Consider the following 13,081-nt stretch of genomic DNA (forward strand, 5'->3'; position numbering starts at 1 on the left):
CTTACGGGAGCAGCGTGTCCAGGTTCACGCCCGGGATCAGGCCCTGCTGCGCGGCCCAAGCACCGCCACCCAGGATTGCGAGCAGGCCGGCCAGCACGCCCAGCGCGATGGCCAGGGTGTTGTCGGAGGAGCCGCCCTCCTGCGGGTCCTGCTTGCCCTGATCACCCTGGCCCGCATCGTCGGCGGCGCGGGTCAGGGTGAACTCATCGACGCGGTCGCCGGTGTTGTACGCAAACGTGGAAACCTTCAGACCCTCCGGGGTGACCTCAACGTTGGTGTAGTTGGGCACCTCCTGCTGGTTCCACAGCGCGGTGTAATCGCGGATGGTCTTTTCCTTGACCGTCTGGTCGAAGTTTTCCTTGGTGTCCTCGTCGCGCTCGCCCGTCTTGAAGTCGAAGAACTGGTAGTACTTCGAGCCGGAGCCGGAGTTGGTGGTGATGTACTGGACCTCGCCCGGCTTCTTCGCCAGGGTCTCGCCGATCTTCGCCTCGCGGCCGGAGTCGACCGGGGTGTAGCCGTTCATGAGGTGGGAGCGGGCGTAGATGTGGTCGTGGCCGCCGAGCACCAGGTCAACGTCCAGCTCGGAGAGCACCGGCGTCATGCGCTCGCGCCAGTACATGATGCCGCGGTCCTCCTGGTGGTACGCCTGGGAGAAGGTGGAGTGGTGGTAGGTCACGATGACCCAGTCCTTACCCTCGCCCTGCTCCTTGACGGTGCGGCGCAGGAAGTCAACGTCGTCGTCCAGATCCTCCCAGTCGTTGGAGTCCAGGGAGATGATCAGCGCGTTGTTGTGGGTGAACCAGTAGTTCTCGTCCTCCTGGTTGGGCAGGTTGTACATCGCCTCGTAGCTCGGCGCGTAGTAGTTGTCGTGGTTGCCCATGTTCACCGCGGTGCGGTAGGAGCGCAGCTCATCCGGGGAGATGAATGCCTCGTGCTCGTGCAGCGCGGAGTGGTTCGCCTGGTCGCCCGCGGAGAGGATGAAGGAGGTGTCCGGGAACTGCTTCGTAGCCTTGGTGACGTTGTCGTCCCAGCCCTTGGTCTGCGCCTTGAGGTCCTTGGTGGAGTACAGCTGCACGTCGCCGAAGAGGAGGAAGTTCCACTTCTCGGCGTCGGCCTTGTCCGTCTTGAAGGTGTAGGTGTCGGACCAACCGTCCTGCTCGCTTCCCACGCGGTAGGAGTAGGAGGTGCCCGGCTTCAGGCCGGAGATGGTCGCCTTGTGCTCGGCGATGGTGTTGAAGACCGGCTCAACCTCGGGGTTCTTCAGCTTGCCTTCGGTGAGGGAGACGACGGAGTCCTTAGAGGTAGCGGCCACGACCTCACCCTTGGCCACGTCGGTGCCCTCCGGCGCGAACTGCACAGACTGGCCGGTGATCCCCTTCTGGGTCACCCAGTTGAGCATGGCCTCGTTCTCGTTGCCGCCCACCTGCAGGATTACGCCCTTCGGAGACTTCTCCGGCAGCGTGAACGGGCTGTGGAAGTTGTCGGCGATGTACTCGTTGGTCACCTCGCGCTGCTCAGCGGAAGCGGCGGGGACGAGGATGCCGGAGACGGTAACAGCTGCGGCGGTGGCGAGTGCGAGCGAACGGGAACGCATCACGGTGAAGCTCCTTCAATGCGGGGTTTCAGATGACTGACAGTCAGCCATTGAGGTTCACGCACTCTAAATTAAGGCAGCTCCCAGACCGCGGCCACCGGAGCGGAGTGGCTCCGGTCACAGTGGCGTCGATAAGCTAACGGCTCACGCGCTCCAGCAGCTCGAGGACGTGGTGGTAATCCTCGCCCGTCGCGCTGGTCAGGCCAAGCTCACAGGTGCGGTTCGACGACGCGTGGTGCCGCGCGCCGAGCTGCTCCACCTCGCGGGCCTCGCGCTTGGTGGCCGACTCGGTCAGCTCCGGGTGCAGCATGCCGCGGTCGCCCGCGTAGCCGCAGCAGTTCCAGTCCGCGGGCACATGCACGTGCTCCGCCGCGTGCTCCGCAACTGCCACCAGCTGCTCGTTGATGCCCAGGTGCGTCGAGGAACAGGTGGGGTGCAGCGTCACCGAATCCAGCTTCTGCGGCACGGTGAGCTTGTCCACGACGTGCTGCTCCACGAACTCGATCGCGTCGAGGACGGTGATGCCCACCTTCTCCGCCATGCCCTGGAAGCCCTGGGTGCACGACGACGCGTCCACGACCACGGGGAGCCGGCCGCCGTCGGTCGCTGCCATGAGCGCTTCCTGGGCGCGCTGCTCCATCACGTCGTGTCCCTTGGCCATGCCCTTGGAGGACCACGGGGTGCCGCAGCACAGCGCGTCGATCTCCTCCGGGACGATGAGCGCCAGCCCGGCGCGCTCCACCAGGCGGGCGAACGCCTCCGAGGCGCCCACGCCGTCGCCCTGCGGGCCGAACATGGAGTTCACGCAGGCCGGGACGAAGACGCCAACCAGCTCCGCAAACTTGCTGCCAATGCGCTCGCCGAACGCCTTCGAGCGGGTCCGGCCGCCCTTGGACAGCTCGGGACGGTACTCGGGCACGGTGTCCTCGCCGACCAGCGCGCGGGCGACGTCCGTCACCTTCTGCACCAGGCCGGTCGGCATGTAGTGCGCGCCGGTCAGCGCGACGGAGGCCACCTTGTTCGCCGGCGCCCACGCCTTCGCGGCCGCGGCCCAGCCCTCGTTCTCCAGCGTCGTGGCCTGCTCGCGGCGCAGGGACTTGATGAACTTGCCGGTATCAATGCCCACCGGGCAGGCGGTGACGCACATCGAATCCACCGCGCACGTGTCAATGCCCTGGTACTGGTAGGCCTTGTCCAGCTCGCGGACGGTGTCCATGTCGCCGTCGAGGAGCGCCTGCGCGCGGGCCCGGCGCACGACGATGCGCTGGCGAGGGGTCATGGTCAGGTCGCGCGACGGGCACACCGGCTCGCAGTAGCCACACTCGACGCAGCTGTCGATGGCGTCTTCGACCGTGGCGGACAGCTTCATGTTGTGGAGGTGCTCCTCCGGGTCATCGGTGATGATGACGCCCGGGTTCATCGTGCCCTGCGGGTCGACCGCGCGCTTGAGCTGCACCATGACGTCGTAGACCTCGTCGCCGTACTGGCGGCGCACGAAAGGCGCCATCACGCGCCCGGTGCCGTGCTCGGCCTTCAGGTTGCCGTCCGCGCCGAGGATCAGGTCCACGAGTGCGTCGTTAAAGCCGTTGTAGCGAGTGAGGTTCTCCTCGCCCTCGAAACGGTCCGTGATGAGGAAGTGGATGTTGCCGTCCTTGGCGTGGCCGAAGATGACGGCGTCCTCGTAGCCGTACTGGTCAAACATCACCTGCAGCCCGGAGCACGTGTCGGCCAGGTCTCCGACCGGGACAACGACGTCCTCCAGCAGCGCGGTCGTGCCGGACGGGCGCGCCTCGGCCACCTGGGCGTAGAGGCCTTTGCGGAACGCCCACGCCTTCGCCGCCGCCGACGCGTCGGTGGAAAACACTGCGGGGTTCTGCAGCTCCAGGTTGCGCAGGATCTCGGCACCCTCCTTCTCGCGGGCGCGCAACTCCTCCTCGTCGTCGGCGTGGTACTCGATGAGCAGCGCCGCCTGGCCGTCCACGTCAAAGCCGGTGATCTCCTGCGGCACGGACGCGAAGCTGCGGCCCACCTCGATGGAGTGCGAGTCCATGAGCTCCAGCGTGGCCGCCTTGGAGGCGAACAGATCCGGCAGGCTGCGCGTCGCCGCATCAATGCTCTTAAACACCGCCACCGACGTCGTCTTCACCTTCGGCACCGGCACCGTGCGCAGCACCGCCTCCGCGATAAACGCCAGCGTGCCCTCAGAGCCGATGAGCAGGTGCTCGAACACCTTCACCGGTTCCTCGAAGTCCAGGAACGCGTTGACGCTGTAGCCCATCGTGTTCTTCAGCGCGAAGTGGCGCTCGATCTTTGCCACGGATTCGGGGTTCTCGCGCACGCGCTTTTGCAGGCGCACAATCGTGTCGAAGAGCTCCGGCTCCTGCGCGCGGAACTGGTTGTTCGCGTCCGCATCCGCCGTATTGATCACGGTGCCGGAGGGCAGCACGAACGTCATGGACTCCAGCGTGCGGTAGGTGTTGAACTCGGTGCCGCAGGCCATGCCCGCGGAGTTGTTCGCGATCACGCCGCCCAGGGTGGCCGCGCTTTCCGACGCCGGGTCCGGCCCCAACTTCCGGCCGTACAGGTTCAGCCGAGCGTTCACGGAGCGCACCGTCGCGCCGGGCTGCACGCGGACCCGGTTGCCGCGGTCAAGGACCTCGACGTCACGGAAGTGCTTGCGGACGTCGACAAGCAGCCCCTTGCCCCCGCCCTGGCCAGAGAGCGAGGTGCCACCGGAGCGCAACACCACCGGCGTGCCCGAGGCGCGCCCGGCGCGGAAGACGGCGGCGACATCGAAGGCGTCGCGCGCCTCCACGACGGCGTCCGGGGTGTACAGGAAGTGGGAGGCGTCGTGTGCGTACTTAATGCGGTCCACCAGTTCGGTGTGGACGGTGTCTTCGGTGCCGAGTTCACGGTGCAGGGTGTCGGTGAGGTGCGTGTCGGTTGCGGGAATCGTGGCAGTCATACGCGGAATGTTACGCCGTGTGGTGGGCAAATAGTTGGAGTTAATACATACCCAACGTCACGTAACCCCAGGAACTGCATCGTGCATCACAGAACCACTGGCACGCGGAGACGAACGGAGCAGAACCCCCAATGACTGACACACACCACACCACCGACAACGAGGAACAGGCACTCCTGGCACTCGTTGAGGCGCTCAAACCACAGATCGCGGGTTTTGGCGCGCCCTGGGACGGTTACACCATCGCGTTGACGTTTACGCAGGCCGGCCACGGTGCCACGCTTGCCCAGGTCGACCCGATCTTCTACCGCAAGGACGGCGCCGCCGCCGCAGCAGTGTTCTCCCGAGACACGCTCGAAGCCCCGGCGCTCGAATTGCTCGCGACGCAAGGCCGCGAAACCTTTGAGCAGGCCATCCTCTTCATCACGTATGCCTACGACACGCCGGGAGTCCTCACCAAGTGGTTCTGGGACGCCGACGCCCAACAACTTGCCATCACTGAGGAAACGTGGCCGGCGGTGGCACACGCAGTCAACCCATTCCGCGAGCGCCCCGCCCCCAGTGAGACAACCACCGCGGCCGACGAGGACCAGCGCTTGCGAGAGCTTGCCTCAGCAATCCAGCCGATTGTGCAGGCTTTCCCGGCCCAGTGGGATGCGTTTAGCGTGGTGCTTGCGGTCACGGATGACTCGAACGGACTACGCCTGCACCAGGTCGATCCGTTCTTCTACCGCCAGGACGGGAGCTACGCCTCCACGGAGTTTTCGCGCGAGGCCCTCGAGCCGGCTGCGGTGCGCTACGCCGAGGCTTCCGCGCCCACGCGCCCCTTCGGCCTGGGCGTGATCTTCTTTACGTACTCCACGCACACCAAAGACATCCTGACAAACCGATTCTGGGGTCAGGATGCCCAGGGATTTGTGATTACGCCCGAGTCGCGCGACTCCATCGCCTGGACGGCCAACCCATTCCGCCCGCGCCGGTAGCCTGCTCGCGGAACTGCTGCCCCGCCCCAGGATCCGCGGTATTGATCATGGTGCCGGACGGCAGCACGAACGTCATCGACTCCAACGTGCGGTACGTGTTGAACTTGGTCCCGCACGCCATACCGGAGGAGTTGTTGGAGATCACTCCACCGAGCGTCGCCTCGCCCTCAGATGCCGGATCGGCCCCAACTTGCGGCCGTACGGAGCGAGGTGCGCATTGACCTGGCGCACCGTCGAACCGGGCTGAACCCGCACACGCTTTCCGCCGTCGAGCACCTCAACGCCGCGGAAATACTTGCGCACGTCGATCATCATTCCGCCGCCGCCCGCCTGACCGGACAGCGAGGTACCCCCCCCCGCACGCAGCACGACTGGCGTGCCGGACGATGCCGAGGCCCGGAAGGCCGCGGCCACGTCATTGGCGTTCCGCGCCTCCGCCACCACCTGCGGGGGTGTAGAGGAAGTGCGACGCGTCGTGGGCATACTTAATGCGATCGATCTGGCGGGTGGAAATTGTCTGGTCGGAGCCCAATTCGCGGACCAGATGCGCGGCGGCGGACGTGATTGTTGCAGCCATAGTCTCATGCTGTCCCCATCGGGTTCACCAAACTTTTTTCTTCAAATTCATTGACAGATTGTTGCATTTATACAACACTTACTTGTGTGGCACCACGTAAGAAACCGAAGATCCCGATACACAATCGGGTTCGCGTCTTGAGGACGGAGCGCGACATGTCGCGCAACCAACTCGCCGAGCTCATCGACGTGAACCCGCAGACCATCGGCGCTTTGGAGCGCGGCGACCACTCCCCCAGCCTCGACCTCGCCTTCCGCGTCTGCGAGGTGTTCGACCTCCCCGTCGAGGCCGTGTTCTCCCGCACCGAATTCGCCCCTATGTCGAAGGAGCTGTACCCGAAATGAAACGCCTCGACCGCGAGAGAAAAACGAAGACTCTGATCTTTGTTTTCTTTTTCTTCATGCTCGCTTTCATCGTCTGCACCGCACTCCAGCTGACGCTGAGCCAGTGGTGGCTGTCTGGACTCTCGTTCGTTTTCGTGGTGATCAGCTTGGTTGCATGGGCACAGATCCGAGCCGAGAACGGCAACGCTGACAGCATCCCAGACGATCTGCTCGACGAGTACGAGCGCAGCGTGCTGGACACCTGGCGCAAGCGCGCGATGAAAGTGTTCGCCCTGCTCAACGGAATCGGCGGCTTCGCTTTCATGCTTACCGGTGAGCTGATTGACCACCCCGGCAGCACGGCTCTCATCGCCGCCGGCTATTTCATGCTGTTCACTTTCCTCATCGTCTACCCACTGCCCATGATCGCCTACGCCATCACCTTCAACCGCAAGGAGGACTGACAATGACCACTCTTGAAATCAGAGACCTGCACAAACGCTTCGGGGAGACCCAGGCGCTCGACGGGATGAACTTCACCGTCGGTGACGGCGAACTCTACGGCTTCGTCGGCTCCAACGGCGCTGGCAAGTCCACCACGATGCGCATCGCGCTGGGCGTGCTCGAGGCCGATACCGGCCGGCACGCCGCTCAACGACGCCACGCGGCGCCGCATCGGCTACATGCCGGAAGAGCGCGGCCTGTACGGCAAGGAGAAGATCCTCGACCAGCTCGTCTTCCTGGCCAAGCTCCACGGCGTGGACGGCGCGGCCGCCAAGAAGCGCGGCGAGGAGCTCCTGGGCGAGCTCGGCCTGGGCGAGCGTCTGAACGACAAGCTCGATGACCTCTCTTTGGGTAACCAGCAGCGCGTGCAGCTCGCCGCCAGCCTCATCCACGACCCGGACATCCTCATCCTCGACGAGCCGTTCTCCGGCCTCGATCCCGTCGCCGTCGACGTGATGAGCACGATGCTCACCGCCCGAGCGGCCAATGGCGTTCCAGTGGTCTTCTCCTCTCACCAGCTCGACCTCGTCCAGCGTCTCTGCGACCGCGTCGGCATTGTCACCCGCGGCCGCATGGTCGCCGAAGGCACCGTCGACGAACTGCGCAGCCAGGGCCCCGTCCGCTACAAGGTCGGCACCACCGCCCGCGACTGGTACCCGGAAGGCACGGTGCTTATCGACGACGCCCCGAACCACGTCGTCCTTGAGACCAACTCCACCGGCAACGATCAGCACATCCTCCGCGCGGCTCTCGCGGCCGGCGATGTCCACGAATTCACCCGCGTCGTCCCCGACCTGACCGACCTGTTCAAGGAGGTTGTCAAGTAATGTCCACCCACGACACATACTCTCCCCTGCACACGATCACGACCACCGCGAAGCGGGAAATCCAGATCCTGTTCGCCAAGAAATCCGTGACGATCACTCTGCTGATCATGCTGCTCGCCATTGTCGGCCTGATCGGTTTCGCCGCGTGGCAGAAGGACAAGGATCCAGAGGATTCGGCACAGTCGGTGGCAGTCGTCGACGTCGATAAGCACATGCTCGAAGGTTCCGGCCTCGAGCCGCGAGATGCCGCCGACCGCGCGGAAGCTGAGCGTCTTGTGCGCGACGGCGATGTGGATGCCGCGCTCATCGCGGAGGACAACGAGTGGCAGGTCATTTCCGACGGCTTGCCCGACACCGACGTGACCTCGAGGATCGATGCCCTCGCCGAGGCCTACGCGCAGTCCGCCGCGCTGGAGAAACTCGGGGTCACACCCGCCGAGTTTGAGGCCGCCAGCCCTGAGATCGATGTCGTCCCGGTCGATATCGGCGACCTCGACGCCGGCAAGGACGATGCCGAATCCGAGGCAAACTTCATCAAACTTCTCACCGCGTTCATCCTGCTGATGCTCATCGTGTTCATGGTGATCACGTTTGCCGCCCAGGTTGGCAGCCGTGTCACGGAGGAGAAGTCCTCCCGCGTCGTGGAACTCATCCTGTCCACCGTCCGCCCGCTGGACTTTCTGGCCGGCAAGATTCTGGGCAACCTCGTCTTCGGGTTCATTTCCACGGCGATCCTGGTCGCCGCGGCTGGGATCGCCCTGAAGGTGACCGGACTGCTCGAGGATGTCGACATCGCGTGGTCGATCCTGCCCGTCATGCTCCTGTCGTACCTGCTGGCCATGATGTTCTTCGGCGGACTCTACGCCGCCGCCGGTGCGATGGTGCAGCGCACCGAGGACCTCCAGTCCACGCAGATGCCGGTCCTGCTGCTGATCATCGCCAGCGCCTACGTCCCCGCGTTTGGCTGGATGAACACCGGTGCGACCTGGATGCAGGTGTTCAGCTGGATCCCGCCGGTGTCGATCTTCGCTGCGCCGCTGTCCTACGCCGCCGGCGACTTCACCGCACTCCAGCTCGCAGGTTCGCTGGCCATCGCCGCAGTCGCAACCTGCCTGGTCATCTGGCTCACCGCCCGCATCTACCGTCGTTCCATCCTCAACAACGGCAAAACCACCAAGTGGTCGGAGGCGCTGCGGGGTTAGGATTTCGTGCCCTAAACAGGCATAATCGCCCCCATGCCTTTAAGTGACGGACCGCTCATTGTTCAGTCGGACAAGACTGTCCTGCTCGATGTCGCGCACCCTGAAGCAGGGGCGGCCCGCGCCGCGCTCGCCCCGTTCGCGGAGCTCGAGCGCGCGCCCGAACACATCCACACCTACCGGATCACCCCGCTCGCGTTGTGGAACGCGCGCGCCGCCGGCTTCGACGCCGAGCAGGCCGTGGATACGCTCGAGCGCTACTCCCGCTTCCCCGTCCCGCAGCCGCTGCTCATCAGCGTCGCGGAGACGATGGCGCGCTACGGCCGCCTCAAGCTCTTCCAACACCCCGCCCACGGCCTCGTCCTCGAGGCGGATGAGCCCGCGCTGCTCACCGAGGTCACCCGCAGTAAAAAGGTTCGCCCGCTCATCGGCTCGCTTATCGACGCCACGTCCGTCCCCGTCCACCCGTCCGCCCGCGGCCAGATCAAGCAGGAACTGACCAAGCTCGGGTGGCCCGTCGAGGACCTCGCCGGCTACGTCGACGGCGAATCGCACCCGATCCAGCTCAACCAGGACGGCTGGGCCTTGCGCGACTACCAGCAGTACGCCACCGAATCCTTCTGGGAAGGCGGCTCCGGCGTGGTCGTCCTGCCCTGCGGCGCTGGCAAAACGATCGTGGGCGCGGCCTCCATGGCGCAGGCGCAGACCACCACGTTGATCCTGGTGACCAACACCGTGGCCGGCCGCCAATGGCGCGACGAACTCCTGCGGCGCACCTCGCTGACCCCAAACGAGATCGGCGAGTACTCCGGCGAGAAGAAGGAGATCCGCCCCGTCACGATCGCCACGTATCAGGTCGTGACCCGCAAGACCAAGGGCGAATACCGCGCCCTCGAGCTCTTCGACTCCCGCGACTGGGGCCTCATCATTTACGACGAAGTCCACCTCCTCCCCGCCCCCGTCTTCCGCATGGCCGCTGACCTGCAGTCGCGCCGCCGCCTCGGGCTGACCGCCACGCTCGTACGTGAGGACGGCCGCGAAGACGACGTCTTCTCCCTCATCGGCCCGAAGCGCTACGACGCACCGTGGAAGGAGCTGGAGATGGCCGGCTACATCGCCACCGCCGAGTGCGTCGAGGTCCGCACCGCCCTCACGCGGGAGGAGCGCCTGACCTACGCCACGGCGGAGACCCGGGAGCGGTACCGGCTCGCGGCGTGTTCGAAGGGGAAGCTGGGGGCCGTCGATAAGCTGCTTGCCCAGCACGAGGGCCAGCAAACGCTCATCATCGGGGCGTACGTGGACCAGCTTGAGGAGCTCGCCGCGCGCATCGACGCGCCACTCGTGGACGGAAAAACGAGCACAAAGAAGCGCGAGCAGGCGTTCCAGGCCTTCCGCGACGGCGAAGTGTCTACGCTCGTGGTGTCCAAGGTGGCGAACTTCTCCATCGACCTGCCCGAGGCGGCCGTGGCAATCCAGGTCTCCGGCACGTTCGGCTCGCGCCAGGAGGAGGCACAGCGGCTCGGCCGGCTGCTCCGTCCCAAGCACGACGGCGCCGAGGCCGTCTTTTACACCGTGGTCGCGCGCGACACGCTCGACGCCGAGTACGCAGTGCACCGCCAGCGCTTCCTCGCCGAGCAGGGCTATGCCTACAGATTGGTCGACGCCGCCGACCTATAGACTGGTCGCCCATGAGCACGTTTCACTTCGACGTTGACGAGGAATACGCCAAGCAGCACAACGAACTGCTCCGCGACACCAAGAGCATGGTGCTCTCCGGCATCGCGCTCTTCGTCCTCAGTATCGTCGGCGGCATCGCCGCGTGGATCTTCATCGACCCAACGTCGCCGTGGCGCCTTCTCGCCTCCGTTGGCCTGATCCTGTTTGGCGTCATGATGCTCATCGTCGCACTCATGTTGCCCAAGTCGGTGGGCAAGACGCAGGCGCTTTACGCCGCCCACCCGCTCGCCCCCGCAGTCATCACCGAAAATGTCGGGACGACCCTCACCTTGACCGCGCTGGTGAACATGAACGCCTCCGACCGCGGCCCCGCCCGCTGGGCACTCACGTCCCGCGTGGTCAAGCGCATCCCCAACACCCACGACACGGTGGGCACGAAGGTCCCCGTCGTCGCCGTTGGCGGGCAGCGCTCCACCCGCGACAAGAACACCTGGCAGGTCATCACCCCGATGCCCATCGCCTGGGCCACCCCGGACACCAAGGAGGTTTCGCGCGCACGCGCCGAGATCCCTCAGGACCAGTGGCAGCGCCTGGACAAGGCCCGCAAGGACGCCGAGCTCGTCACTGCGGCAAAGAACACCCTCGTGGAGCTCTAGGGAGCTCTTCGCCGCCCAGGACGCACAACGCCTGCCTTCATTTGGTGGAGGTGGGCGTTGTGGAGTTCAGTCCTCTTGAGTAGGACAAAGTTATCAGCGGATCAGGGGTTGCCCGAGGGACAGCCAATCCTGATGTCGGGTGAGCTTTCTGCACCGTCATAGGAGCCACTATCACCGGGGCAACAGTAGCCCCGAGCCACCACAAGAAACGCAGTAATCGCATAAAGTTCCATTACACGTGGTGCAGATAGGCTCGCGGCAGCGTGTGTACTTAACGATCAAATACAGGAGGACTCATGAACGGGCACAAAATATCTCCCAATGCGATTGTCGTTGCACTATTCGGGCTGGCAATTTCGAGTTATGTCGCCATCACAAACAAGTCGATCCTCGGATTCATCATCCTCATGCTGCTCACCATGGTTGCAGCTGTACTGGTTAATCGCGTCAAAAACAGTCATCAAGAATAACCAGGAAGTAAAGTCGTCTGCCCGACGCTGCCCCGACTTCTACTCTGCGGTGGCGGGGTGTTCGCCGGCTCGGGGTGGCCTTCGTCTGGCTCGGTGTTTCGGTGGGGTGTGGTTTCGGGTGTTTGACGAGAAGACCATGTGTTTGATGGCCGCTGTGTGTTGGACGAGAAGGGGGTGACGAATTCACGGACGTCGTCTCGCATCTTCGTCACGGAGATCTCGTCAGATAGCCGCCCTACTGACTGCACGCGGGGTTGGGCGGTGCGCCAGCACGCGTGAACCGGGTGGCAACAGCAACGCCAGGCGATCATGCGGTGAGGATAACCGCGAAGCCTTTGCCCGAGTATTCTACCGGGTGGCACTCTGCGGCGACAGCGTAGGCACCACGGCGGTCCACGCTTCCATTCAATCTGCGGCCGCAGAGTCTTGCGGGACGGTGCCAGGTGTGTGGGTGCGGTGGTTGTGCAGCTTCTGCGCGGGCTGTGCAATTTGGAGGTAGCTCCGTTTGTACGGTGGTGCCGGTAAATGCCGTGGTCGCATTTGTCTGGTGGCCGCAGATGGAGCTAGCGCCATGTGCGCTCGGCTCGCGGGAAAAGCCCTGGTCGTATGTGTCCGGTCGGTGTAGATGGAGCTAGCTGCGAATACACGCGCCTCGTGGGTCGGCCGAGCCCCCGCCATTGATGCCCATCACAGTCGGCAGCTGACAACCGCTACGCTCCGGCGGCATCTACTCTGCGGTCGCAGAGAAAACGTCTCGGCGGGCTCACTAGCGAACTGCCCCCTCCCTTTCGTTTTGCAATGGCAGAGTCAACACACGGGAACCCCAAACACTCAACGAGGATCCACTCTGCGGTGGCAGAGTAGGCGTCTCGGTGTGCCACTCTTCCAAGTCACTCTGCGGCCACAGAGTAGAACACGGGACGCCCCGTCCTAAGACGGCACGGTACGCGCCACGGATTTCCCAACCCCCTGTCCACTCTGCGGTGGCAGAGTGATCCACGGCAACCCCAGACACCCAGCGAAGATCCCAGGCCCCGCACACGCACAAGCACCACCGGCCCCCGCACTGCACCCCACCCCGCGCGGGAATAGAAAAAGCGCCCCGCCGGGTAGGGACCAACAACAGGTCCCACCCGACGGGGTGCACAAACAGTATTCAATTATCTCCAATTATTGGGCCGGCGGTAACCTACTCTCCCACACCCTCCCGAGTGCAGTACCATCAGCGCGGGCGGGCTTAGCTTCCGGGTTCGGAATGGGACCGGGCGTTTCCCCGCCGCCATCAACCACCGACACACCCTCGGGG

10 protein-coding genes, 1 rRNA gene and 2 pseudogenes are annotated in these 13,081 nt (G+C 64.6%); 8 read left to right on the forward strand and 5 right to left on the reverse strand.

The genetic code is table 11. The features are described from left to right. Position 1: 1 nt before the first annotated feature. Together FPH17_RS11185 and FPH17_RS11190 are read right to left on the reverse strand one after the other, a co-directional pair. Positions 2-1,594, reverse strand: a complete 1,593-nt coding sequence (locus FPH17_RS11185; RefSeq protein WP_238397206.1) for a purple acid phosphatase family protein — start codon at positions 1,592-1,594, stop codon at positions 2-4. A 136-nt stretch (positions 1,595-1,730) separates the two neighbouring features. Continuing rightward, entirely contained in the window at positions 1,731-4,559 is a 2,829-nt protein-coding gene (locus FPH17_RS11190) for an FAD-binding and (Fe-S)-binding domain-containing protein (RefSeq protein WP_154880623.1), read from the reverse strand. 131 nt (positions 4,560-4,690) lie between these two features. Here FPH17_RS11190 and FPH17_RS11195 point away from each other — a divergent pair, with 131 nt between their 5' ends. Next, positions 4,691-5,542 (forward strand): hypothetical protein, encoded by an 852-nt coding sequence (locus FPH17_RS11195; RefSeq protein ID WP_154880625.1) that lies wholly within the window; start codon positions 4,691-4,693, stop codon positions 5,540-5,542. Here the strand turns inward: FPH17_RS11195 and FPH17_RS11200 are convergent. Together FPH17_RS11200 and FPH17_RS12265 are read right to left on the reverse strand one after the other, a co-directional pair. After that, a pseudogene (locus FPH17_RS11200) lies at positions 5,481-6,025 on the reverse strand (FAD-binding oxidoreductase). The gene FPH17_RS11195 and the pseudogene FPH17_RS11200 sit on opposite strands and share 62 nt — an antisense overlap. Then, on the reverse strand, positions 5,958-6,119 hold the full coding sequence (locus FPH17_RS12265) for a hypothetical protein (protein WP_414437259.1): 162 nt from the start codon (positions 6,117-6,119) through the stop codon (positions 5,958-5,960). The pseudogene FPH17_RS11200 and the gene FPH17_RS12265 overlap by 68 nt, the downstream one beginning before the upstream one ends. Positions 6,120-6,205: 86 nt before the next feature. Between FPH17_RS12265 and FPH17_RS11205 the strand changes: the two genes are divergently transcribed. From FPH17_RS11205 to FPH17_RS11965, 7 genes and pseudogenes are all read left to right on the forward strand, one after another. Continuing rightward, complete coding sequence (locus FPH17_RS11205; protein ID WP_095277173.1) at positions 6,206-6,463, forward strand: helix-turn-helix transcriptional regulator; 258 nt, start codon at positions 6,206-6,208, stop codon at positions 6,461-6,463. Then, complete coding sequence (locus FPH17_RS11210) at positions 6,460-6,906, forward strand: hypothetical protein (protein ID WP_095277175.1); 447 nt, start codon at positions 6,460-6,462, stop codon at positions 6,904-6,906. The genes FPH17_RS11205 and FPH17_RS11210 overlap by 4 nt, the downstream gene beginning before the upstream one ends. A gap of 2 nt (positions 6,907-6,908) precedes the next feature. After that, a pseudogene (locus FPH17_RS12270) lies at positions 6,909-7,773 on the forward strand (ABC transporter ATP-binding protein). Continuing rightward, complete coding sequence (locus tag FPH17_RS11220; protein ID WP_154880626.1) at positions 7,773-8,975, forward strand: ABC transporter permease; 1,203 nt, start codon at positions 7,773-7,775, stop codon at positions 8,973-8,975. The pseudogene FPH17_RS12270 and the gene FPH17_RS11220 overlap by 1 nt, the downstream one beginning before the upstream one ends. 33 nt (positions 8,976-9,008) lie before the next feature. After that, the gene (locus FPH17_RS11225; RefSeq protein ID WP_154880628.1) at positions 9,009-10,649 is read left to right on the forward strand and encodes a DNA repair helicase XPB; all 1,641 of its coding nucleotides are present in this window, start codon (positions 9,009-9,011) and stop codon (positions 10,647-10,649) included. Between the two features lie 11 nt (positions 10,650-10,660). Then, on the forward strand, positions 10,661-11,305 hold the full coding sequence (locus FPH17_RS11230; protein WP_154880630.1) for a DUF3239 domain-containing protein: 645 nt from the start codon (positions 10,661-10,663) through the stop codon (positions 11,303-11,305). 296 nt (positions 11,306-11,601) lie between these two features. Beyond that, complete coding sequence (locus FPH17_RS11965) at positions 11,602-11,775, forward strand: hypothetical protein (protein ID WP_167496825.1); 174 nt, start codon at positions 11,602-11,604, stop codon at positions 11,773-11,775. A 1,176-nt stretch (positions 11,776-12,951) separates the two neighbouring features. Here FPH17_RS11965 and rrf read toward each other — a convergent pair. Further along, a 5S ribosomal RNA gene (gene rrf, locus FPH17_RS11235) occupies positions 12,952-13,069 on the reverse strand. Between the last annotated feature and the right edge of the window lie 12 nt (positions 13,070-13,081).

The sequence above is a fragment of the Corynebacterium gottingense genome (assembly GCF_007559235.1).
GTDB lineage: Bacteria > Actinomycetota > Actinomycetes > Mycobacteriales > Mycobacteriaceae > Corynebacterium > Corynebacterium gottingense.

Bases quoted from the DNA above. Each gene is read 5' to 3' on its own strand.
- FPH17_RS11965 (WP_167496825.1), top strand. From the start codon at position 11,602: ATGAACGGGCACAAAATATCTCCCAATGCGATTGTCGTTGCACTATTC.
- FPH17_RS11185 (WP_238397206.1), bottom strand. From the start codon at position 1,594: ATGCGTTCCCGTTCGCTCGCACTCGCCACCGCCGCAGCTGTTACCGTC.
- FPH17_RS12265 (WP_414437259.1), bottom strand. From the start codon at position 6,119: ATGGCTGCAACAATCACGTCCGCCGCCGCGCATCTGGTCCGCGAATTG.
- FPH17_RS11210 (WP_095277175.1), top strand. From the start codon at position 6,460: ATGAAACGCCTCGACCGCGAGAGAAAAACGAAGACTCTGATCTTTGTT.
- FPH17_RS11220 (WP_154880626.1), top strand. From the start codon at position 7,773: ATGTCCACCCACGACACATACTCTCCCCTGCACACGATCACGACCACC.
- FPH17_RS11190 (WP_154880623.1), bottom strand. From the start codon at position 4,559: ATGACTGCCACGATTCCCGCAACCGACACGCACCTCACCGACACCCTG.
- FPH17_RS11225 (WP_154880628.1), top strand. From the start codon at position 9,009: ATGCCTTTAAGTGACGGACCGCTCATTGTTCAGTCGGACAAGACTGTC.
- FPH17_RS11195 (WP_154880625.1), top strand. From the start codon at position 4,691: ATGACTGACACACACCACACCACCGACAACGAGGAACAGGCACTCCTG.
- FPH17_RS11230 (WP_154880630.1), top strand. From the start codon at position 10,661: ATGAGCACGTTTCACTTCGACGTTGACGAGGAATACGCCAAGCAGCAC.